The following is a 26,010-nucleotide window of genomic DNA, read 5'->3' as shown; positions in this document are numbered from 1 at the left end:
GATGGGCGTCCCTGTCCCGGAGCTCGGCTGGTGGCAGTGGGTGTGGACGTACGTGGTCTCGCCGATCGCCGGTGGTTCCACCTGGCCGCTGACCGACGAGGACCAGGTCCGGCTCAGGGCCCAGGCATGGCGTGACCTCCAGACGCTGTTGCTGAGGGTGGGTCAGAACACGTCTGTTTCGTTGACGGACATGGCGATGTTGTGGGACGGGCCGTCGGCCGAGGCGTACCGGCAGCGGGCGTACCGGGTGCTGGGTGCGGTGCAACAACTCGTCGACGGCGCCGGCGACATCGCGGACCAGGCGGACGACGCCGCCCTGGCGATCGAGTACGAGAAGAACACCATCGTCCTGTCGGTGATCGCCTGTTGTTTCGAGTTGGCGGCGATTCTCGCGTCGATGTTCTTCACCGGCGGTCTGTCGGCGTTGTTCGGCGCCGGGCCGATCCTGGTGGCGCGCGGAATCGTGGAGCGGGTCTTCCTGCAGACGATGCAGCGGTTGTCGGGAAAGTTCCTCGGCCGGTTGACGGTGGAGGGGTTCCAGGAGGCGATCCAGGAGATCTTCACCTCCGTCCTGGCGCAGTTGGCGCAGATCCTCGAGGGAACACGGGACGGATTGGACGGCGCCCTGATCCGGGACAGCGGACTGGGCGGTGGCGCCGGCGGGGTGGCGGGCAAGCTGACCGAGCCGGCGGCGCGGGGTGGCAAGGCGGCGTTGGACAAGGTCGGTAACCCGGTGGTGAGCAACGCCGGCGACATCGTGGTCCAGGGGACCCACGACACGTTCGCGAACAGCGTTGGCAATGCGACGGTCAATGCCGTCGTCTACCAACAGGCACCGACGCTCGAGGACTTCGTTCCCGGGCCGGACCAGATCGTCGCCGGTGGCATCCGGGAAAAGATCGGTGACCGGGCCCACCAGGCGTACGAGCAGATCGGTGACGCGGCCGGATGGTCGGACCTGTCGGGGTCGCCGATCGCGGTGCCGCCGCCCGGCACCGCGAGCCCGCCGACGACGACCGCTCCACCTTCGGCGACGAGCCCGCCGGCGACATCCGCTCCGCCTTCGGGTACGACGACCGCTCCGCCTTCGGGTACGACGGCCGCTCCACCCTCGGCGACAAGCCCGCCTGCGACGGCTGCTCCGCCTTCGGGTACGACGGCTGCTCCGCCTTCGGGTACGACGGCTGCTCCGCCTTCGGGTACGACGGCTGCTCCGCCTTCGGCGACGAGCCCGCCGGCGACTGCTGCTCCGCCTTCGGGTACGAGCGTGCCGCCGTCGGGTACCGTCCTGCCCAGCTCCGGGGACAGCCCGGTCGGAGCAGGCCCGTCGGCTCCACTGTCGGGAGCCGATAGCCAGGCCCCGCAGGCCGGAACCGATATCCAGGCCCCCCAGGCCGGCACCGATACCCAGGCTCCGCCCACCGGCGCCGACAGTCCGCGTCCGGACATCGGGCTGCCCGGTGGTGAGCCGGCGGCGGTCGATCCGCCGGCCCCCCGCCCAGAAGCCGACCTCGGGGCCGCCGTCGTCCAGACGGGTGGTTCCGATTCCTCCGCGGGCGCCGCAGGGACCGGACCTGTCGGGAATCCACCGTCGTTCGGCACCGGACCGGGGCAGCCCGACCCCGTCGGTCACGGCGTCGACGAGACCACCCCGTCGGCTGGTCCGGCCAACGCCGCACCGGCGCAGTCCCGTACCGACTCCGTCGGGTCCGCTCCTCTGGTCACCAATGTGGGGCAACCTTTCGGACCGGCGGGCCCCCCGGTTGGTCAGCCACCCGCCGTCGTACCGGGCCAGGCCCCCGGAACGCCGTCCGGGGCGCCCACCTCCTCGCCGACGGTCGGCCAGCCGTCGGTCTCCGGGCGGGACCGGCCACCGACCGGGGTCGGCCGTGTCGACAGGTCGCGGACCGGTGACCCGGAACGTCCGCGACAGCACGCCGCGGACCCGACGGTTCCCCCACGGGACGACGAGCCACTGCTGGTGCCGGCGGACCCCGAAGCCTGGGTGACGGCGGGTCCGCACGAGCCGGCGTACGCCGCACCCGGTCGGTCCGACCCGGAGGACGACCCCGGGGCAGAGCCGGTCGGAGACCCGGTCCTGGTCGGTGCGGGACCGCCCGTCGACACGTCCTGGACCGCCCTCGAGATTCCCGGCGCCCCGTCCGGGGTGGGCCGGCGCCAAGCCGATGTGGTGTACGCGGGCGTGTTGTCGGCGCTCGATCGTGGGATCGTCGGCGTTCCCCGGCCGACCCGGATCGATCGGGCCGCGCGGATGGTCCGGGTGCCCGCCCCGGCGGGCGGCCCGGAGCTGCTCTACACGGTGGGAACGACCCCGCCGGGCACCCGGGCGATGCGGAGCCGGGTGGTCGAACGCGACGTCGACGGCACACCCGTGATCCGTGTCGTGATCTCGGACCGGCTGCCCCGGGGCGCGGACCTCGGCGGCGGGCTCCTCCAGCGGGACCTGTGGATCGCGCGGATCCTGGTCCACGAACCCACCGAGGCCGAGGCACTGCGGAGGACCGGATTCGTCTCCCGGCTCCGTCGACTGGTCCGCAACCCTGACGGCGGGACCTGGACACCGCACGACGAGGGACACCGGGCCGAGGTCCGGTACCTGACCGGCCAGGTGGTCGAACTGGAGCAGGCGGGTCGGCGACTCGCCGTCCGTGAGGCACGTCGCCAGCTCGGGCTGCTCCTCGACCACATGGGCGTCGAACTCCCGGACCCGGCCGCGCGCGCCGGTGGGCGGCTGCACCGCCTCGCCCTGTCACCGGCCGAGCTCGCGGTCGTCACGCCGATGCTGGCAGCGGACGCGCCATGGCGCTCCGACCTGCTCCCCGGCGAGCGTCGTCGGGTCCGCCGGGCGCTGGGGGCCGTCTCCGACGACCTGCTCTCGGTGGGCCGGGGCGCGACGGGCCGGGAACTGGCGGACATGAGGCTCGCCTGGCTCGGCAACCGGGGCATCGAGGTCCGAATCGGCGATCGGCCGCCGGTCATGATCGACACCCGGCCACTGATGCGCCGACTCGCGCACAGCGGTCTGCACGGGCCGGCGCTCTCCGCGCTGGCCCTCGACGAGCTGGGCATGGCGTTGTCCGCCGTGCTCGCGACCGTGGACGACCCGCGCCTGAGTTCCGATTCCCGGTTGGCCGACGCCGACCTGCTTGTCGCCCGCGCGCTCGCGCACCGTTACGACCGCCTCGCCGGCCGGCCGCAGCGGCCGGGGACGCTCGAGGAGACGCTGCGACGCTTCCGGGTCCGGGTGGCCAGGCTGACCGCCGCGCAGGCGTTCGAGCTGGCCGGCGAGATCCAGGACCCCAGCCTGGTGTCGCCCGTTCGGCAGCGGACCGTGACCGCCCTGGTGCGGGAGACCGTCACGCTCGTGTACGGCGACGGTGGCGTCACCGGCCAGGTGGAGGTGCTGTCCGGACCCCGGGTGCGGATCACCCCACCGGGCCGACGTCCCGTCGAGCTGGCGCTGCCGCAGTCCGTCGCCGAGCTGGCCGGCGCCGACGGTCCGGACCTGCCCGCGGTCCGGGCCGAGCTGGCCGGGTATCTCGGTGCCCGGCTTGCCGGCCCGGTCGACGGACCGGGGGCGTGGCGACCGACCGTCGGCGGCGACGCGGCCACCCGGGGGGCGTTGACCGCGCTGACCCGGCTGCATCTCGATCCGGCCACGACCGCCGAGACCCGCGCGGCGGCCGAGCGGCAGTTCTACGCCGTGATGACCGGTACGCCGTACTGGCGGGAGTCCGGTACCGAACGGGTGCTCACCGGGCTGGCGCCGCAGGTAGGCGCTCTCTGGCAGCGGGTCGCCGGACCCGATCCCGCCCGCAGCTACCGACCGTTGACGCCGGCCGGGGCGACCCGGCTCGATTCGACCGGCGACGACGACGCCACCGGAGTGTCTGCGGCACGTGCCGTACGCGGGGCGTACCAGTCCTATCTCGACAGCACGCGGCGACTGGCGGAGTACGGGTCCGAGCGGGACCGGATTGTCCGGCTGCTGCGCGGGACCGGTGGACGCCACGCCGGACCGATCGCCCAGGGTGACGCCGGTGGCCGGCCGGACCCGGCGCAGCCCCTCGCCACACCCGCCGTCCGGCTCCGCGCGCTGGACCGGGAGCTGCTGCCCGCGGCGCGGCGGGCGGCAATCGTGGCCGAGGAGGAGTTCGTCCGGCGGCTCGACGCGCTCGTCGACGCACACCGGCAGGTTGAGCAGCGGTTGTGGGCTGAGCGCCGACTCGGTGCCGACCCGGACCGGACCGCGCGGTTGATCGAGCGGCACACCGACGCCATCCGCGGTGTGACCGGAGTCCGGCGCGGCCACGCCGCCGTGGTCGAGCTGGAGCGGTCGGCGGCCGGTCAGCGTGCCGAGGCGCAGCGGCTGCGCCGGTATGCCCGACGGCTGCGCGACCGGGCCGGCCGGCATCCGGGTCCGGCCGGTGACCGGCTGCGAACCCGGGCCGACCAGCTCACCGGCCGGGCCCGGGCGCTCGAGGCGTCCGCCGTCCGAGGCCGGGCCGTCGCCGAGCGGCAGCGCGACCTGCTCGTCGACGAGCTGCGTATCGCGGAGGAGCTGCACGTCCCGCTCGGCGAAGCCGGAACCGGCGGCGGACCGCTCGGGCCCGAGCAGCGCCCCGCCGCGCCGGACAGCGACAGCGTGGCGGCGGTCAGCCGGGCGGCGCGGCGCGCGGTCGAGGCGATGGACTGGTTGCGTCTCGACGGAGACACCCTGCTGGTCACCGCGCCGGGGCAGGCGCAGACCCGGATGCGGCTGACCCTGCGTCCGCCGTCGCAGTCGAGCCGCTCACCCGACGGAATCAGCATCCGGGTGGCGGACGGCCGTCCCGGCTCGCCACCCGTCACCGAGGTGGACATCGCCGTCGACCGGGTCGGCCTCACCGACGAGCCCGACCTGGACCGGGCCACGGGAGCGCTGATCGCCGCCACCCTCGCCCGGGCGGCCTACCGCGAGCAGCGGGCCAGCGGGCGCGGCCGCGGACGGCACGGGTCACGGGCCGGGGAGAACCGCGCGGCCGTCCTCGCCGAGCTGCGCTGGGAGGCGCAGCGCCATGTGGCACTGCTGCGGGGTATCCGTACCGCGGCCGAGCGGGCGGCCCGGGGCGACGCACCGATCCGACGGCAACCGTGGGGTGGACCCGGCGGGCCGACAGTGGACCACCAGGCGCGGTTGCGGCGGCTGGTCGCGGCCCGGAACCCCAGTGAGCAGCGGGTCATCCGCATCCTCGAACGATCCGGCGGGCTCGATTCGCCGGACCGGTACCGGGCACTCGAGCAGGCGATCCAGCTCGCCGCACCCGGCCGGACGGACCTGCCGCAGGTGATCCGGTCCGCCCGGTCCGCCGGACTGCGCATCCGCCGACGGGAGCTGTCGCGACCGTACGGCCCGGGCCCGGTCGGGCCGGCCCTGGAGTCGAACCGGACGCGGGAAACCCCGGTCGCCGGTCCCGCCGCCCCGGGGGCCCTCTCCCTGCCCCTGGCGCCGCAGGCGGCGGTGCCGCGCCGACGGCCCCGGGCCTTCGTGACCACGCGGGTGCTGCCGGCCCTGCGTGACGCCGACCTGGTCCGCGCCTCGTGGTGGGTCGACGACCACACGCTCGCGGTGGTGGACCGGCACGGTCGGCAGGTCGACGTCCGGATTCCGACGGTCCACGGAGACCACGTCGGTGCCCGGGCCGCCGAGCTGCCCGGCGTGCTCATCGAGGCGATCGTGGAACAGGTCTTTCCGCCGGCCGGGGCCCGGGGGACGGCCCCGGCCCGGATCGTGCCGCTGTTCAGGGCGCTGGCGCGGATGCACCGGACGACCCTGGACAGCCGGCTCGACACGCCGATGCGCTCGGCACTGGAACGACGGATGCGGGAGCTGGTGGCGAGCCGGCCCGGGCCGTGGACCGATCCGGAGGGGCTGCGGCTCTCGGCGTACGAGGAGCACCTGCGCGAGCACTTCGCGACCGGAACCGCCGGGCGGACGCCGCGCCCGCCGGACCCGGATCGGCTGCACGAGATGGCGGCCACGGAGTCCGCGCTGGCCGCGCTCACCGGTCCCCGCGCTCCGCTCGGCCCGGTTCTGGCCGCCGGCCTCCGAACCGATGGCCGGGTCGAGGTCGCCCTGCCCGACGGCTGGCGCGACGTCCTGACCCTGCCGCCGCCCGATCCCGGCGTTTCGCCAGAACGCGACCTGCCGGAACTCGCCCGGCAGCCGATCACGCCGACGGAACTGAGCACCGACCGGGCGTTGCCGACGCTCGGCCGGCGGCTCGCGACGGCGGCGGCCGAGGCGCGGCGGGGCGAACTGAGCGAGGCCGAGCGGGTGGCCCTGCCCCACGTCGGCGAACTGCACGGACTGACGGTGTTGCGCGACCGGATCGTGCGACGGCGGCGCGACGCGGCCGACCGGGGTGAGCCGGCGGAGGTGCGCGGCGCCTTCGACCGGGCGGTCGCCGAACTGGACACCGTCGTCGCCGAGCGGGCCGAGCGGTTCGGCCTGCTCGCCCCCGGCGGAGGTAGGCCCGCGGACCCGGTGGGCCGGGCCCTGCTGCCACCCGCGGTGCGCGCGCTGGTCGAGCGGCTCGAGGCCGACACCCGGACCGCCCCGGCCGGTACGTGGTCCGCCGCCGGTCTTCCGACCCTGTCCGACCTGGTCCAGCGGCTGGGCGGACTCGGTCCGGTGGAACGGCGGGTCCTGGCGGCGGTGGTCCGGGTGCTGCCCCGGCTCGACGGTGCGGGTCACCGGCTCGTCCTCGATGCCGACGCGACACTGCGGGTCGAGCCTCGCCGCCGGCCGTGGCGGCCGGCCCCACCGCCCATCCCCCTGCTGGCTGCCGGGACGTTCCCCGATCCTGCCGGCCTGCCCGACGACCCGGTCGCGCTCGACGCCGTCGTCACCGACTGGCTCACCGGAGTCGTCAGGGAGGCCGTCGACGGCAGCCGTCGGCCGGCAGCAAGCTCGCGTGCCGCAGGCAGCCAACCGAGCCGCCGACGGCGGACGCGTCGGGTCTCCGTCCGGCTTCCGTCGGCGACGAGCGCTGCGCCGGCCGACCAGGGTGCGCGGACCGACCACGCGGGCACCGAGGCCGACCTGCGTACCGCAATCCGGTCGCTGGTGGAGCGCCACCCGACGCCGGCCGGCGTCGGGTACACCCTGCGGACCTCGTCGGACGGGCGGTTCCTGCTCGCCGAGCCGGGCCCCGACCGGCCACTGCCGACGATCGTGTTCCGGCTGACCGTCGGCCCGCTCGACGGCGCCGTGGCGGCGACCGAGCCGAGCGGCGAGCAGACCAGGGCCGGGGATCCGATCGTCGAGGTCCGGATCTCGTCGGCGCTGCCGGCGACCGCCCGCCCGGCGGCGATCCGGCAGGCGCTGGTCCGGGTGGTCGCCGAGACCCTGGACGGGACCTCGCCGGCCCGCGGGCTCGTCGACCGGATCCGGCGGGCCTGGCGGGCCTGGACGTCCGACGGCGGCGGGACCGGCCCCGCCGGCGCACTCGATACCCGGATCGCCCTGGCCGAGCTACGGGTGGAGTTGGCCGACCGGGCCTCCGCCGATCCCGACCGGCGGACGACGTACGACGAACGGGTCGGCCGCCTGCTGGAGCGGCTCGGCGTCACGCCGGAGAGCCTGACGGCGCCGGAGGCGGTTCCGTTGTCACCGGGGGACCGGGGAGCCGCGACGGCGCCCGTCGTCGGGCCCACCGATCCCGCCGACGTGATCGCCGGGCTGGTGACCGGGCCCGACGCCGGGGCGGCCCTCGACCCGGCGGAGACCAGGGACCTGATCCGGGCGCTGGCCGGGCCGGACGCGGCCTGGCGGGTGGCGGCGGCGCGGCGCCGGCGCGGCGAGGTGCGGTCGACGCTCGACAACGCCCTGGCCGATCTGGCCGACCCGGCGGTCGGGCTGCTCACCAATGACGGCGGTGCCTTCCGGATGCCGGGCGGGACACTGGTCGACCTGCCGATCCGGGACGAGCTGGTCGACCGGCTGGCCGACTCCGGCGTGGTCGGCGACCGGCTGCGGACGGCCGCCACGGTCGAACTCGTGCGGCGGATCGTGGCCACCCGGCCGAACGACCTCGGTCCGCGGTGGAGTCCCGATGTCGACCTGACCACCGCCCGGGTCCTGGCCCGCCGGATTGCCACCGTGCCCGGGGACGAGCGACCCGAGTACTGGCGCGAACTGGGTGGGGTGCTCGACCGGCTGGATCCGGACCAGCGGGCCGCGTTCGGCGTCCCGCAGGCCGACGACCCCGCCGGGTTGCCCGAGGAGACCCACGCGCTGCTCGCCCGGGCGGGCCTCGTCCCGGCGGCGGACCGCTTCGCGGTGCTGCGGGGGCTGCCCGGGGGCGCCGCGGCAGTGCGGGAGGGCGTCGACCGGATCCGGGAGCAGACGTACCGGAACGAGTCGCCGGCCCTCGCCGACATCGAGGCGGCTCTCGCCGAGCCGCTACGGTCGATGACCCGTGGCCTCGCGGAATACGAGGAGGCGATGACCGCGCGGGCCGAGGCTGCCCGGCGGGCCCGGGACGCGGCACGGAGCCGGGCCGACGAGAAGCGGCGGGCCGCCCGGCGGGAGCGGGAGAAGAGCGACCGTGAGGCGCTGCGCCGGGCGCGGCAGGCCGAGACGGACCAGCGGAACGAACAGGACGTGGCCGCCCGGCACGCCCGGTTGGTCACCCGGTACGAACGGGCCGCTGCCGCCGCCGGCACCGCGCGCCTCGCGTACGGCAAGGTCGCGGATATCCGGGCCGGGCTGGCCCAGGTGCCGGAGAGTCGCCGTCTGGACGCCGTCCGGAACATGGTCGCCGCCGCCGCTCCCGCGCTCGCCCGCTACCAGCTCCTCGAACGGACGCTCGACCAGGTGACGCCGCGCGACGAGGCACTGAGCATCGCGATCCCGGTGCGGTTGCCGCACATGGGGGCGGTGGCCGGCACCCTCAACACGCTGCTGGCCCAGGAGGGTGGTGCCGAGGCGAACATCGTGCCGGACCGCCTCGAGCGGGAGCTGAAGCCGCTGTGGGCCGATCTGATCGGCATGGTCGGCCAAAACCGGCCGGGTGGCACGATCGTGCAGGTCGGCCGGGACGCCGAGTACGAGATCAGGTTCGTCCCGCGGGGCCGGCCGATCGCCCGGACCGACGTGCCGGACCAGGCATCCGAGGGGATGTACGGGCAGATACCGCAGTACACCCCGGGCAGCCGTGGATTCAGTTCGGCGCTGAACCGGAGCATCGGGCTGAGCGGTGCGGTACGACTGGCCGGCGACCGGCTCCCCGACGGGGTGTCCGGGTGGCTGGACCAGGCGAAGGCGCTGTTGAGGTTCCTTGCCGTGCGGGTCAGCGGCGACGTGTCCCGGCGTACCTCGATGGTGAGCAAGGGCGGTCTGGACGCCCTGCCCGGCGCCGTCTGGGACAACCGTGGCGAGGCGACGCTGTTCGACTGGGCCTTCGACGTCGAGGTCCGAGTCCGCACCGCCGCGAGCCTCATCCGGACCGGGAGTGACGGCGACCGGGCCTGGAGCGGGTGGCACACGGTGCGGGAGGGCGCCCCGGGCGACGTACCGACGGCCGAGGTGTGGATGGCGCACCCGTTCACCGAACCGGCGCCCGAGCGGGCGGTCCGGATCGACCCGGCGGAGCGTGACCCACGACTGCCCGAGCACGTCGTGACCGGGCTGACCGGGCTGCCGGAGCTGTACGACAGTGTGCTGGCCGAGTTGGGACCGGAGCACACCGTGGTGGGCGACAGCCTGGCCCGGCAGCTCGCCGTGCACCTGTTCGAGGAGAACCCCGCCCGCATCGTCTCCACCGCCGACCCGGACGGTCCGCCGCTGTCCTACGAGCTCACCGACGACGGCCGCCCGGTGGCCCGGGTGGAGTACCGCACCCGGATCCACTGGGAGCAGGCGGAGATGGTGGGCCGGCCGAGCCGGAAGACGCACCTGGAGCGGCTGCGGGTGCTGTTCGTCAGCGTGGTCGGTGGGGTCACCTTCGGTCGTGGTCGGTCCCTGGGCGGCGAGGTGGGGCTCTCGGCCCGCCTCGTCGACCTGCTGAACCTCGTCGGCCTGGGCGACTGGACCTCGGAGAAGTGGAACCGGTTCTCGGCCAGCTACGCGGCGACCCGGGGCCGGGGCTGGTCCGACTCGATCTCGACGGCGAACGTGGGGATCCATCCCAGCGTCCAGCGGTACGACGGTCGGGTCCAGGCCTACACGATGAAGGTGACCCACGAGGCCGTCGTGCACCGGCTGGACGGCTCGGCACCGGCCCGGGTCAACGCGGGGGGCCGGGGCCTGTTCCAGTTCCCGGAACGGCACGCCTGGAGGTACGGCCTTCCGGTGGACAGGGATGCCTTCGTCCGGCAGGGCGACGGCACGCTGCGGCACGTCGACGAGGTGGTGCCACCCGGCCCCGACGATCCGACGCTCCTGCCCGGATGGCAGGGCACCGGCGGGAACCAGGTGCCGGGCGCCGCGCACGGCCTGGTACAGGGGATGACCGGGATCGACGGAGTTGACGGGATCAGGGCTCGGGTGGCGGCCGAGTTGCGTCGGCGGGGCTGGTTGCCCGAGGTGGACGGCGACGGCTTCCCGGTCCGTTCCGGATCACCCCAGAAGCTCGCCGACGACCTGGCGAACCTGCGTGCGGTGGGCGAGATCTCCACCTTCAGCCTGGAGTCGAACTACGACCAGCTGGTCCAGGACGGCATCACCGTCGAGGTCGCGCTGCGCCGGGGCGGGCTGCCGCCGAAGAAGGTCACGCTGCTGATCAGGCTGGAGCAGCGGACGTGGACGCTGGACGGCTTCACCGACGCGGAGAAGGTGGTCAACCTCAACATCGGCTCCGCCACGACGGGCCGGGGCAGGTCCACCGACCGGACGTGGCGGCACGAGAGCGTCGGCGGACTCGAATCCGAGCCGGATCCGGGCCTCGAGTTCCCGCAGTCGGCGACGCTGTCCGGCCGGGGCAGCCTGACCCGCGGTGCCAGTCTGTCCGAGGGGGACACCAACAACTCGGTGACCCTGTTCGAGAACACCGGCCGGACCGCCGTCACCACCGTCGGCTACGACCTCAACGTCCACGTTGTCGACGACGACGGGAACCTCGAGCAGGACCCGATCGCGACCTACCGGAACGGGACGGCGCGGATCCTGCTCCCGGCGGACATGTTGCGCAGGACTCCCGCGGCGGAGGAGCCCATTTCGCCGACGGTGCGGGAGACACCTCCGGCCGGGACGGTGGAGACGCTCCCTCCGAAGCCGGTGAAGGTGCCCTCGCCGCGCGTACTCAGCACCGCCCGGGTCCTGCAGATGGACGCCCGGGGCCTGTGGGACGGGGTACGGCGGGTGCTTCCGGAGACGTCGAAACCGGGCGACGGCTCCTACCACCACCTGCGCGCGTTCGTGAACGTCACCAGCCTGACCGCCAATCCCGACGCGCTGTACCTGCCGTACCGCACCAACACGGTGGTGGATCCGACCAGGCTGCCGACGGCGGTGCGGGCGTCCCTGTCGATCGAGTTCGAGCCGGGCGCCGTGGTGCCGGAGGGGACCTGGCCGGGAGCGGTCGTCGGAGACATCAACCTGACCCTGCACCAGTCCGGCGTGGGGGTGAGCCGGCAGGTCGCGGTGGGCGCGGGGTTCGGCACCACGGGAACCTCGACGACCGGCGAGGAAGGGTCCGACAGCGCCACGCTCGGCACCTCCGGCACGACGAGCCTGGGCGTGTCCAGCAGCACCGACCGGATCTCCGGCGTGGAGCGGCTGACCATCGACGTCGACACGCACTACATCGCCCGGGTTCCGCTGACCGCCCGACTCACCGGTGTGGAACACCACGCCCTGGGGCCGAAACGGAAACAGACCGAGGTCGGCGGGCTGACGGCGGTCCTGACCTGGCCGGAGCGGACGGCGTTGGCGCTGTACGCGGACGGCGAGCTTCCGCTGTCGCTGTACGACGTGGCCGACGCCATCGAGCGGTACGCCAGCGATCCGGTCGGCGGAGGGGGGCCGGACGGGATCCGCCACCTCGACCGGCACGTCGCGGTGGCGCTGCTGGAGCGGTTCCGGGCCGACGTCACCGAGCTCGAACGTGCCGAGCCCGGACGGACGAGGCATCCGGGCCTGCCGGACGGACGGTTCCGCACCGGCGCCGGCCCGACCGGTGCCGACCTGGCGGACCGGCTCGCGACCCGACTCGTCAAGCAGTTCCCCGACGACCCGGCGCTGGCCGGTCTCACCGATCCGGCGGCGATCATCGACCACGTGATCGCGCACGGCCGCGAGCTGCCGCCGGTCCCGCCCGCCCAGGCCGCGAAGGTCCTCCCGGAGAGTCAGCGGCACGCGATCGGCGCCACCGACGTGGAGGAGCTGGTGCTGACCCGACCGGCCCGGATCGGTCTGGCGCACCGCCTTGATCGGCTCGACCCGGAGCGGTTGGCCGGGGCCCGGGTCGAGCTGATCGAGGCGGTGCGCCAGGGGGTCGAGGCGGTGGCGCCCGGCGCGCTGGACCGTACGCCGGGGCTGGACCAGCGCCTCGCCGGCCAGTTGTCCGGAGAGAAGCGCTGGCGCGGCCACCTCGACGACATGCTCAAGCCCAACGGGTGGGAGTTCGGTGCGCCGGTCGCCGTACCGCTGCTCGGCACCGGGGTGATGACGAGTGAAGAACTCACGATCCGGGTACGGGTCGTCGACCTGGACGCGGGTGAGGTGATCGGTACCAGCCCGACCACCGGGAACATCACCCAGATCTACGGTTACGGGCAGCGCGGGCAGAGCGAGTCGGCCGGCTGGTCCGCCGGACTCAACGGTTCGCTGAGCCTGGGCGTCGACGCCGGCACCGGCATCGGCCGAAGCGGCCGTGGCTCGGTGGGGGAGCAGCACACGATGCTCCAGCGGGTCGCCGACTTCGGCGGGGCGACGCGGGTCCGCCGGACCGGGCGGCTGGTCGTCGAGGTGACCCGGTCCCAGCCGCGGCCGGTGGGGCGGGCCGTCGCGCACGTCGACGAGCTGCTGGTCTCGCCCCGACCGGTCAGCTGGACCCGGCAGCTGGGCGTCTCCTTCGTCCAACTGGTGCCCTCCGCCATCATGGTCGAGCCGGGCCGACCCGACGTCCTCGACCCGTTCCGCGTCCGGGACGACCGGTTCGTCGGGCTGCCGTGGCGGTTCGTGCCCGAGTATGTCGAGCACGGCTCGCTGACGGACCGGATCCTCGCGCGGCTGGCCGGCGAGGACCTGCTCGGCAGGAACGCGGCCGGCCAGGCCGCGGCGGTCCGGAACCAGCTCAACGCGGCCTTCGACCTGGCAGCCCTGGCCAAGTTCCTCGGACCCGGCGGCTTTCCGGCGGTCGACCTGCGCGTCGGAGGTCATCCGGACCGGTTCGTCTCCGTGACCGTCAAGGCACGGCCGTACGACGTCCGGACCGTCGAGCGGGGAGAGGCCGAGCTGGGCGACGTCAACCGGGTCCAGCGGACGACCGGCCAGCAGGACGACTTCAGCTGGCCCCTGCCGCCGAGCCGGGGCGTGAGCCCCGGGTCATGGCCCGCCCCGTTCCTCGACGGGCTCGAACTCGGTGCCCGGATCGGTGGTGGGGCGCAGGCCTCGGCGGGGATGTCCCGCACCACCGGTGACCGCAACGAGCTCAGTGACTTCGTGCGGGGCCAGGTGCGGCGGGTCGGGGTCGCCCTCGCCTACGACCTGACCTTCACCCTGGAACAGCGGCGGCCCGAGGGAACCACCGTGCTGCGCCAGGTACGGCTGCCACAGGCGGTGACCGACGGCCGGGCCTCGCTCTACGCCTTCGCCTCCGATCTTGCCGAGTCGCAGCGGCGCCGGGACCTGGGAGTGGACGGTTGGGCGGGCCGGGTCTGGCGGTTCGACGAGGCACCGTCCGACCTGGAGTCCCAGTGGCGCGAGCGACGGATGCGGGGGTGGCTGGCCCGCTGGCGGGACGTCCCGGTCGGGCGTCGGCACCTGCCGGTGCACACCGTCCGGCCAGACCCCCGCCCGCTGGATCCGGGTGCCGTCGCCCGGCTGGCCGCCCGGCCGCTTCCACCGGGGTCGGCCGGGCCGCCCGGGCTGGAACAGGGTGACACCTCGCACACCGCGCGGGAGATGCCCGGCGCGCCGTCGCATCCCGAGCACCGCGACCCTGGCGCCGCCGCCGACGCCCTGGCCATGGCGTTCCGCGAGGTCCACGGCTCGGACGCGGACAACGCGGCCGGGTCGCGTCCCGATAATTTCTCGGTTCCGATCCCGGGCGGGTTGACGCTCGTCTTCGAGATCGGGGAGACCGCGCCGGGGATCCGGGCCTACCGGCACGAGCCGGAGAACGGCGTGATCCGGGTGACCGTCTCGGATGCGGTCCGCAGCGTGCGACAGATGCGCCGGATCATCGTGCACGAGTCGGACGAGGCGGCGGCGCTCCATCCAGCCGGGATCAGGCAGCGGATCCGGGCGCGGCTGCGGAACCCGGAGCAGCGGTCCGAGACCATCGCCGATGGCGCCCGGCTCGACGACCTGGCTCCGCACCCGGTCGGACACCTCGGCGAGGTGCGACTACTGGCCACGGAATGGTCGCGTACCAGAACGCGGACCCCCCTGTCGTCGGACGACGCCGGGGAAGAGCTGCTCGACATCGAGCGGGAACTCGGCAAGCTGCTCGCGGCCATGCAGGTGAGCAGGCGGGCGCAGCTCACGTCCCTGTTGCCGCCCGAGCAGCTGGAGACCGTGACACGGGTGCTGGACCCCCGGGCCGCATGGCGTACCCACCTGCCGTCCGACGAGTACCGCATGGTCCGGCAGGCGGTCGACGCCGTCCTTCCGGACCTGGAGACCCGGATCCGATGGCGCGACGGGGTTGGCGTGCCGGACCTGCCGGCCCGGCTCACCTGGAGCGCGAACGACAGGTACCGCCTCGACATCGCGGTCGGCGACCGGACCTGGCCGACGGACGTCTTCCCGGAGCTGCTGTCCCTCGCGGACACCGGACTCTCGGGCGAGCGGCTGCGGGCGCGGGCCCGCGACCTGCTGAGCGCCCGACTGTCCAGGGGGCCCGACCAGCCGGATGTCGACGCCGACCGCTCCGACGAGTCAGCCGCTCCTGCCACGGCACCGGCGGGCGTGGCGCCGATGGTCGTGGCCCGGGCGTGGGCCGACCGGTACGCCGAGACCGGGAACCCCGACGTCCTGAACCGGTTCCGGGAGCACCTCACCGAGCTGACCCCGGACGAGTCGTCGGAGTTGTTGGGCGAGATCCCGTCGGGTTCGGTGCTGACGCGGTACCTACGGTGGGCGATCGGCGAGGCGATCCTGACGGAGGCCACCAGGATCGGGTACGGGGCAACGGCGGACGACGGCTTCGCACCGTTCACGGTGCGCGGCTCCACCCTGTCCCCGGAGCACGAGGAGCAGGGGATCTGGCTGTCGTCGGAGGCCGGAGGGGCGGAAATCGCGGCGTGGGACCTGGTCATGGCCGCCGGGGAACTCGCGAACCCGGGCAACGCCGACCTGCCCACGATCCGGGCCACGATGGTGGTCCTGCTCGGCGTTCGGATCGCCGCTGCGCGGGCCGGCCGGTCGTCGCTGCCGGGCGATCGCCCTCTTTCGCCGAGGGCGGACGGGGTTCTCCTCGCGATGGCGGGACTGACCCGGGTGTACCACCACCCGGAGGTGTCGACGGAGACCAGACGGGCCATCGAGCGTACCTTTGCCGGACTGCTCGGGAGAACGGCGCGAATTGCCGACGTGGCCGTGGATCCGGCGACCCTGCCCCCGGCCGTACGGCACCTCTACCGCCGGGCCACCGCGGCCCGGCCGGACGGAGCCACCGGCCCGGTCGCGGAGGCGCGGCGGTCCTCCGACCTGGCGACGGACCCGACCACCGCGACCCCGACCGCATCCGACCCGCAGCACGACCGTACCGCCGGCCGGCGCGGTCCGGACCTGCTGGAGGCGGTCTGGTGGGCGGCGCGGCATCGCGGCGGCGGTATCACCGATCCGGTCGAGCAGGCCGAGTTCGGGCGACGACTCGACGAGCTTGTCGGGATCGTCCAGACCGGGGCGACGTGGCTCGCCGCGGCATCGCGGAACACCGCCGACCCGCTGCGGATGTACGACCTCGCCACCCGGCACGCCCAGGTTCGGGAGGCGCTGACGGCGGCCCAGGTGCACCACGAGTTCGCGACGCGGTTGCGCCAGGAGAGGCTGGACGCGTACCGCGAGGCGGACGAACTGTGGGCGCGCGTGCCGCCGGGGCGGGGAAAGCGGGCGCGACAGGCGGGCGCCGAGTTCCAGGTACGGCTCCAGCAGCTGGCGGATGCGGGGAGAACCGCGCAGGAAAGCGCCGACAGGCACTGGAGCGACCTGCTCGGACGTCTTCGTTTCGCGTACGCCACCGTCCCGGTCGGCGTGACGACCGGTGTCGTCCGCGACGGTTCGCGAGAGCCGGATCGCCCCGATGGGCGCGAGGTTCGTCCGCTCAGGTTCGAGGGGAACCGGGCCAGACTCACCGCGCTGCGGAACCTGATCGTGCAGCGGTGGGTTTCTCCGGACGGACCGGGCGTGCTTCCTCGAGGTGACTCTTTTGTGGACGGGATCCAGGCGCCGGATCCGGTCAGCGGCGACGAGCTGTCCGTCATCGTCTACCTCCGGGGGATCCCGAGGCAGTGGTCACGAGTCGCCGGCACCATCAGGGTGATCGAGCAGGACGGCGACGATTCAGACAAACCCCCGCAGGTCCATCTGACATATCCGCCACGAGCGCCAGAGGAGTTCCAGCTCACCATCTCCCGGCACGGCACCGTCGACGAGCTGCACGACCTGCTCCGCGCCGAACTGGTACGGCTTGGCAGGCGGCTCGCCGAGGACGTCGGAACCGTTGCGTGGACGGACGACGGTTCGGCTTCGAACCGGTCGCCGCTGACCAGGCTCGACGACGAGGAACTGCGTACGATCGCGCGCCTGGAAACGCTGGTGCTGCGGCTGGCCACAGAGCCCGATCAGGACACCCGTGATCGCCTCATGCGGACGGTGCCCGAGTTCCTTCGGCAGGTGCACCTCGATCCGGAAACGAAGAGTCGTTCGCTCCGACCGGAATACCGTGGATACGACCGACGATGGCGGCAGGTCAGCAACACAATCCGGACGGATGAGGCGTCTCCGGCGGTCCGCTACTACCTGGCGACGCTGCCCCGGCGTCCACTCACCATCGACGATCAGATCGCGGCCCGTCTGGCCGACATCACCGGGCAGGAGGTGCGGATCCAGGACGGCGGCATCGTCGTCGGCCACCGTGCCAAGGCGGTGGGGTTCGTCCCCGTCGCCGCCGAGTCGGGCGTGCTGCCGCCGGACACGTGGTCGGAGTTCTTGCGCACGGGTGACCGGAAGTTCACGGTCTGGGCCCGGCCAGCGCTGCGGTCGAACGCGAACGCCCTGGCCTGGGCCATCAAGGAGTTCATCGACGAGCGGTATCCGGACCTCGGGTCGGCTCGGCCCGGGACCGACGCCCCAGCGCGGAAGCGGCCAGAACTGTACGACGGCGCGGCTCGCTCGGCCGTGCTCAGGCTCGAATCACTGGCAGGGCCCGACCAGGAGCAGATCAGCGTGCTCCAGGAGCCCATCACCGGACTGACCGCACGCCAGGCGTACGAATCGCTGCGTGGGGAAGTTGCCCCGGTGCGGCGGCAGATCCTCCGGCAGCACATTGCCCTGGCCGTGATGCGAGACGGCCTCGACGTCGTCCACCCGACGCCTGCCGTGCCCAGCGAGCGCTTTGACCACTGGCTTGCCGCCACCCGCTCGGCAACGGAAGTCGAACGCCCGTCCACGTTGGTCCGTACAGTCCATGAACTCGTGCTCGTCGGCGTGGAGCTCGAGACCGTGCGGGTGATGGTCGTCGCCCGACTCGGCGCCGACCGGATGGCTCCGGAGCCGGGCCTGGTGTCGGATCCGTTCGCGAGGCCCGAACCCGCCGGCCCGGATGCGCTACGCGACGCGAACGAGGCGCTGGATCACCTGCTCGCGACCGATGCTTCGGTCAAACTCTGGACGGCCGTGGCACGCGCGCGTGCGGAACTGCCGGCCCAGCTGCCGGATCCGGTCAACGGCCCGACCCCCCTGTGGTGGCTCGAGGAGGGCGACGCCCCGAACGAGCCCGCGAACATCCAGGAGGCCCTGGAACTCCTGCACGAAGGCTCCCGGTTCCGTCACGGGGCCGGGCATCACCGCGGCCACGTACCGCCGGACCTGGCCGCCGAGGACCCGGAGCCAGGCCAGGCGCACGAGCCCGGAGACCGGTACCGGGCGGCGGTGGACGTGCTGCTCGCGCACTATCGCGACGGCGGGTCGGAGCTGGCGAAACGGCTACGGAAAGCGCGGAACCCGGAGCAGCTGCACATGTTGGCTCTCCGGCATGCCGCTCTCCGCGAGGCGGTCGAGGAGCTGGCGGCGATCCACGACCGGGTATGGCAGGGGACGTCCCGCTCGCCGGAGGAGGACGAGCACGATCGGTCCCGGTACGCGGAACTGGTGGAGTTCGTGCGCTCCACCGTCTCCGAGCACCACCGCTACACCGCCACCGTGATCGACGGCACCGACCTGGCGCAGCGTCAGCCGTCGGTGGCCCCTCGGCAGGTGAAGCTGGAGGCGCTGGAGCAGCAGCTGCGGGCCCGCTGGGAGTCGGGCGGATCCGACGGGCAGCTGCCTCGGGGCGACTCCTTCGTCCGGGGCATCGAACCGCTCACCCTGACCGGCGAGAGCCTGCGGGTTCGGATCGACACCCGCGAGGGAGGGTCGTACCACGCGCAGATCCGGGTCGCAGCTCCGGGTGCGAAGGACCGGGCGGGGAACCGGCTGCGGGCGTACAGCTGGATCGTCACCAACCGCAGGTCGGGCGAGACCGAATTCGAGGTGCGCATCCCGGCGGATCATCCGGACAACGCCGACCTGGTGGTCACGCTCGCCCACGAGGTCGCGGAACTCGTCACCGCGGCCGGCCGGCCGAACCGGAAGCTGACCCCGGAGCAGGACCAGGAGAACCGGCTCACCCCGGACGACCTGCCGGTGCGCTGGCTGCGGCGGGTCCGGCTGAGCCCGCACGACGTCGGCGGTATCGCCGACCTGGAGACGAAGGTCCGACAGCTCGCCATCGAGATCGACCCGGAGAAGCGGGCCCGGCGCGCCAGGGACATCGAGGCGATCCGCCGTGCCCTCGGGTTGGACCCGGTCCGGAACGGCCGGTCGGCCCGGCGACGGTGGAAGATCGTCGACCGGCTGGTCCGGACGAGGGACTTCGACCCGGCCGCCCGCCGCTACTGGGACGCGCTCCACCGGCCGGGATGGCGGAACCTCGTGCTGCGGCACGGCATCGCGGCGTACCTGGACGAGTACGCCGGGCAGCGGGTACGGGTGACCGATGACGGAGTGTTCGAGGTGCCCCGAGGGCTGGGTCGGGAGCCGGTACGGCTGCGGCTCGTGTTCGGGTTCCTGCCGCCGGGGACACTCGTGGAAACCCGTCGGCAGCGCGACGGTTCCTTCCTGGTCCGGGTGCCGCGCGCGCTGGGTGACGACGTCCGGGCCGTCGGGCCACGGGTGGCGATGGCCGTGGCCGAGGCGACCAGCCGCGACGTGCGATGGGGCCGCCGGACGGGGCGGCGGCTCGACAGCCTGGCCGAGGGCGTCACAGTGCCGGAGCGGGTCCGGCGGCTGGGTCGGTCGGCGTCGGCGCAGTGGACGGGGGTCACCGCGCAGGCCCGGGCCTACCAGGCGTTGTCGCGTCGGCAGGCACCCGACCCCGAGACCGCCGCCCGACTGCGCCGGGCCCGGCAGGCCGAACACGCCCGGTTGGTCGAGACGCTGCGGTCGATGGCCGTGCTGGAGGGGCAGCAGGAGTTCGCCGAACGGTGGCGCGTGATCAGCGACTCGAAGCAGGCGGTGCCGCGCGATCCGGGGGTCGCCGCTCTGCTGCACCGCTGGGAGCGACCGGAACCCGACCCGGAGATGGTGCTGGACGCGTTGTCGGACGTCGCCTCCGACATGGCCCGCTATGCCGGCGCCCGTGGTGCCGAGTTGCGCGACGGCGGGCGCACGCTGCGGGTGATGCTCGACGACGACCACTTCACCAGCCACGATCTTCCGGTTCGGACGGACCTGCCGGTCGACAGTTCCCGGTTCGTCGAGCTGGCCGGCGATTCGCAGCAGGGTTGGTCACTGCGGCTGCGTCCGGACGCCGGCATGGACGCGGTCGGGTCGGACGGGACGGCCGCGTTGGCCGACCTGGTGCGGCAGGGACTCGGCGAGTTGGATTCCGGCAACCGGACTGTCGAGGCGGTCGCGGCCCAGTTGCGCTATCTGGCGGACCGGCACCGGGTCTCCGACCAGCTTGTCCGGCAGGCGATCCGGGCGAAGGTCGTCGCGCTGGTCGACACCCTGCGGGTCGGTGACCCGGAGACCTGGTCCGACCGGCGGAATCTTGTCGTCTCGGCCGGCGAGCGACTGGCCGGGCGGATGGCGGACCGGCGGGTCGACCGGGCCCGGGAGCACCTGTTGGGCCTGATGATGGGGCAGCCCGAGGCCCGCCGTGCCCTCGACGAGGCCGTTGCACCGCACGTGCCAGACACCGGTGCGCCGCCGTTGCGGAACTACTTCCCTGGCCGGGTCTTCGGTGCCATGGCGTCGATCGCCGCCACCCTCACCTCGGGCACCATGGGCGGGCGGTCGGCAACCCTGATGACCGCCCAGGTGGTTTCCAGCACGGTGGGGGGTGCCCTCGTGCAGCCGCAGCAGGACCACGCGCTGCGCGGCGTCGAGGAGCGGGCGAAGGCGGCGAAGGCGCACCGGGACCGGTTGGCGAGCCGGGTCCGTTCCGCCGGGCCGACGAACGCGAACCCGGCGCAGCCGTCCGGCCCGGACCGGGTGCCTTGGCCGCACTGGTGGCCCTTCTACCGCAAGCGGACGCTGCCCGCGGTGATCGGGGCCTTCGTCCAGGCCGTCATGATGCTCGGCGAGTACGGCGGTCGGGCGGCGGCCGGTGTGGCCCCGCCGTTGCTCGCGGGAGCCGCGTCCGGGGCGAGCGACCATCTCCCCGAGCGCTCGGAGAAACAGGCGCGGGAGGACCGCAAGCACGAGGTGGGTCAGCGGCCCGAGGGCAAACGTGACGCGAAACTGGCGGAGTTGCACCACGTGGCCGCCGAGGCGCGGGAGCGGCTCGCCCGACAGGTCGGGGCCGGCACGCTGACCCCGACCGGTGGGCAGACCGAAATCGACGGCTGGCGGCAGGTCAAGGCGGATCTCGAACGGGCCCGGCAGGAGCTGCGGGCGGACGCCGAGGGCCACCGGGAGGCGCTGCGGAAGCGGCGCCGGCTGCGTCGGATGCTGTGGAAGGGCACGCTGGCGAGCGAGGTGGTCGGGCGACCGGTCCGGGCCGCCGGCCGCGCGGCGGGTTCGCTGGCCCGGCGGGTTACCCGCCGACAGGCTGCGGTGTCGTCCTCGACCGCCGGCACGCCGCTCCCACCCGGGATGGCCCCGGCCAGCCACTACCGGTGGCGGTCGGTGGCACCCACCACGATCAGCGCGGCGGCCACCGTCGGGATGAACTGGCTGCTCACCACGGACCCGTCCAGCTTCCTCTTCGTCATCACCACCGGGGTCGCGTCGGCGCTGGCCGGGCTCGGTCTCGGCCAGGGCTGGGTGTACCACCGCCAGGATGAGATCGAGGACGAGGCGTCCCTCGCGGCGTTGCGCACGCTCCGGCACGTTGAGGACGGGCTCACCGAGGTGGAGCAGGTCCTCGCACTGCTCGGTGACCCGCAGGCCCGGCCGAGCGGGCCGCCGGCACCGGCCGGTGGTCGGAGCCTGCGGTCGAGTTGGCGGCGCAGGTCGGCCGGGGCGGCCGTGGGCCGGACCTCCACCGATCCGCACGACAGCCACTTCCTGTCCGTGTCGCTGATGAAGCATGGGCCGGCGGCGGTGTTGCGGGTCGCGGCGATCGTCGGCGCCGGTAACCTCCTGCTTCCCGAGACCATGACAAACGGCCTGGACAGCGACGTGCTGATCGCGGTCACCGCCGCGCTCGAGGCGGGCAAGGAGGCGGTCTACGGAGTCGGTGAGGCGCTGTACCGCAGGTGGGCCGCGCGGCGGGGCGTGGAGGGCAAGGCGGTCACCGGACAGGACAGGGCCCGGCTTCTGCCGTACACGCGGGCGGAGCTGGCCGAACACGCCCGGAAGCTCGCGGGCGAGGGTGCCGACCTGGCGGCACAGGCGAAGCTTCCGCCCCGCGTGGCGGGGCCGTCGCTGGCCCGGCGGGCAGCCGGTGCGGTCTCCTCGGGAGCGGTCAGGGCGGCCGGGGCGGCGTCCTCGGCGGCCCGGCGCGGCACCGCCGTGGGGTCCTCGGCGGCGCGGCGCGGGGCGGACCTGGCGTCGTCGGTGGCGCAGCACGGGAAGGACGCTGCCTCCGCGGTGGCGCAGCACGGAAAGGACGCTGCCTCCGCGGTGGCCACCCGGGCCCGCAAGATGGCCTCGGTGGCCCGGTGGGGGCTGGCCGACCCCCGGGCCAACGGGATCGAGGCGATCAAGCGACTCGTCCGGTTCGACCCGATCGACGTCGCCTCTGGCGACATGGTGTTGACCCAGACCGACGTGGAGCTGCCCGGCGTACTGCCGCTGCTGCTGAGCCGCACCCACCTGTCGTCGTACCGGGTGGGAGGTTGGTTCGGGCGCTCCTGGGCATCCACGCTGGACCAGCGGCTGGAGGTCGACGAGACCGGGGCGTACTTCGCCACCGCGGACGGCATGATCCTCATCTACCCGGCCGAGAACGGGCACCCGGCGCCGTTGCCGGTCGAGGGTCCGCGTTGGCCACTGAGGCGGGAGCCGGACGGGACGTACGCGGTCACCGACCGGGTCCGGGGCTGGAGCTGGCACTTCGCCCCGGTCACCGACGACGACCCGGTGGCCCCGCTGCCACTGGTGGCGATCACCGACCGGAACGGCCACCGGATCGACCTGGAGTACGACGAAGCTGGCACGCTGACCGGGGTCACCCACTCCGGCGGCTACCGGATCCGGGTGGATGTCGAGCGGGACCGGATCGTCGGGCTGGGGTTGCCGGCCGACGACAACCCGGCCGGGACCACGTTGGTCCGGTTCCGGTACGACGACGGTGGGGACCTGACCGAGGTGGTCAACTCCTCCGGGCTGCCGCTGCGCTTCGACTACGACGCGGACGGGCGGATCGTCCGCTGGACCGACCGGAACCGGACCGAGTACCGCTACACGTACGCGCCCGACGGCCGGTGCGTGGCGACCGGCGGCACCGGCGACTTCCTGGCCGGCCGACTCGACTACGACCCCGAGGCCCGGACCACCACCGTGGTCGACTCGCTCGGCCACCGCACCTGTTACCGGTTCAACGAGCTGGTGCAGGTCGAGTCGGTCATCGACCCGTTGGGCAACGAGACGCGCTTCGTATGGGACCGCTACGACCGCAAACTCGCCGAGACGGACTCGTCGGGCCGGACCACCCGGTACGGGTACGACGAGGCCGGCAACCTGGTCGAGGTCGTCCGTCCGGACGGGTCCCGGGCGACCGTCGGCTACAACGAGTCGCACCGGCCGGTCGTCGTGACCGACTTCGACGGCGCGGTCTGGCGGCGAGGGTACGACGCCCGGGGCAACCTGACCGAGGTCACCGACCCCACCGGGGCGACCACCCGGTACCGGTACGACGGGTCCGGGCACCTGGCCGGGGTCGTCGACCCGCTCGGCGCCTCGCTGCGGGTGCGTACCGATGCGACCGGTCTGGTCAGCGAGGTGGTGGATCCGACCGGTGCGGTGACCGGCTACCGGCGGGATTCGGCTGGTCGGATTGTCGAGGTGACCGATCCGCTCGGCGGTAGCACCCACCTGGGGTGGACGGCGGAGGGGCGCCTGGCGTGGCGGCGGGCACCGGACGGCACCGGCGAGGAGTGGAGCTACGACCCGGAGGGGAACCTGGTCGGTTACACCGATCCGACCGGGGCGACCACCGAGTTCGAGATCGGCCCCTTCGACCTGCCGGTGGCGCGCACCGGTCCGGACGGCGGCCGGCTGACCTTCGGTTACGACACCGAGTTGCGGCTGGTCACGGTCACCAACCCGCAGGGGCTGTGCTGGCGCTACGACTACGACCCGGCCGGGCGGCTGGTCGCCGAGACGGACTTCAACGGCCGGATTCAGACGTACACCCTGGACGCCGCCGGGCAACTGGTGGCCCGGGACAACGGTGCCGGGCAGCGGGTCGGGCTGGTGCGGGACATCCTCGGCCGGGTGGTGGAGAAGGTGACCGCCGAGGGGGTCACCAGCTTCGGGTACGACCCGGTGGGGCGGCTGGTGCACGCCGTCACCGGCGAGGTCGAGCTGCGGCTGGAGCGGGATCCGCTGGGCCGGGTGCTCGCCGAGATCCGTGACGGACAGGTGGTCGCCTCGACGTACGACCAGCTGGGACGGCGGATCAGGCGGCGTACCCCGTCGGGGGTGGAAAGCGTCTGGGAGTACGACGCCGGTCACCGGCCGATGGCGCTGCACACCGGTGGCGAAACGGTCCGGTTCGGTCACGACGCGAATGGGCGGGAGGTCCGGCGTACCGTCGGGGATCTGGTGCTGGCCCAGGCATGGGACGCGAACCACCGGCTGTTGTCGCAGATCCTCACCGCGAACCCGGCGGTTCCCTCCGCGGATCCGACGGGGATGTCGGACCAGTCGACCGGCTCGCCGTGGCTGGTCGCCCAGCGGACCTACCAGTACCGGACCGACGGGCACCTCGTCGGCGTCGCTGACCAGCTCACCGGCGAGCGCCGGCTGGAACTGGACCTCGCCGGACGGATCACCGCCGTCCGGGCCGCCAGCTGGACCGAGCGGTACGCGTACGACGAGGCCGGCAACCTCGCCCGGGCGAGCTGGTCCGGCGTCGAGGCGAGCGGCGATGCGCAGGGGGAGCGGCGGTACACCGGCACCCTGCTACGGCGGGCCGGCGACGTCCGCTACGAGTACGACGGCGCGGGCCGGGTCACGCTGCGGCAACGTAAACAGAACTCGACCAGGCCGCTGACCTGGCGGTACACCTGGGACAGCGAGGACCGGCTGGTGGCGGTCACCACCCCGGACGGCGCCCAGTGGCGTTACCGGTACGACGCGCTCGGCCGCCGGGTGGGCAAGCAGCGGTTGAACGCCGCCGGCGGGGTGGTCGAGCGGATCGACTACCACTGGGACGGCCTGCTGCTGGTCGAGCAGAACCAGAACGGGCCGACCGGATCACGGACCAGCACCTGGGAGTACGTCCCAGGCTCGTTCACCCCGGTGAGCCAGACCGACGCGCTGGCGGATCCGGTCGATGTGGACCGGCGTTTCTACGCGATCGTCGCCGACCTGACCGGCACGCCGACCGAGCTGGTCACGCCCGGCGGTGACGTGGCCTGGCAGCGGCGGACCACCATCTGGGGCGTCCCGACGTACGTCAGCACCACCGGAGCCGACTGCCCGCTGCGTTTTCCGGGTCAGATCCACGATCCGGAAACCGGTATGTCGTACAATTTCCAACGTTACTACGACCCGGACATCGGTAGATACCAGTCGATCGACCCACTCGGCCTGGCCCCCGGGCCGAATCCGCACAGCTACGTCCCGAACCCCACCCATGCGATCGATCCACTCGGCCTCGCCCCGTATGCCAGCCATGGTTGGTCGACGCGTATGGAGAGGGCTGGTGATCTCGCCGGGAAATACCTCCCTGGACAGGCGACCCGGGATCCGGCGTCGCAGTGGTACCACGAGGAACTGAGTGAGAGGGAACTTCTGGACGGGATCAACAAGGCCGCAGAGGGAGACGGCATCGTCGTTTCACTCCGCGGAAAGATCCTTGGAGGTCATCACCGCTGGGACGAACTCCTGAGGAGGGTCAGCGACGGTCGCGTTTCGCCGGACGAGCTGATCCGGATCGACGTCTACGGCGGGGGGTGAGG

Annotated in this window: 1 protein-coding gene; it reads left to right on the top strand. The window is 73.6% G+C overall.

What is annotated here, in order from left to right:
* Position 1 precedes the first annotated feature (1 nt).
* On the top strand, positions 2 to 26,008 hold the full coding sequence (locus ABGB05_RS11190) for a DUF6531 domain-containing protein (RefSeq protein ID WP_347653172.1): 26,007 nt from the start codon (positions 2 to 4) through the stop codon (positions 26,006 to 26,008).
* The last annotated feature ends 2 nt before the right edge of the window (positions 26,009 to 26,010 follow it).

Origin of the sequence: Plantactinospora sp. B5E13 (assembly GCF_039871775.1) — a bacterium.
Lineage (GTDB): Bacteria > Actinomycetota > Actinomycetes > Mycobacteriales > Micromonosporaceae > Plantactinospora.
Note: the sequence above shows the minus strand (reverse complement) of the source record. Positions and strands in the feature narration are given on the sequence as shown.

Bases quoted from the DNA above. Each gene is read 5' to 3' on its own strand.
- ABGB05_RS11190 (WP_347653172.1), top strand. From the start codon at position 2: ATGGGCGTCCCTGTCCCGGAGCTCGGCTGGTGGCAGTGGGTGTGGACG.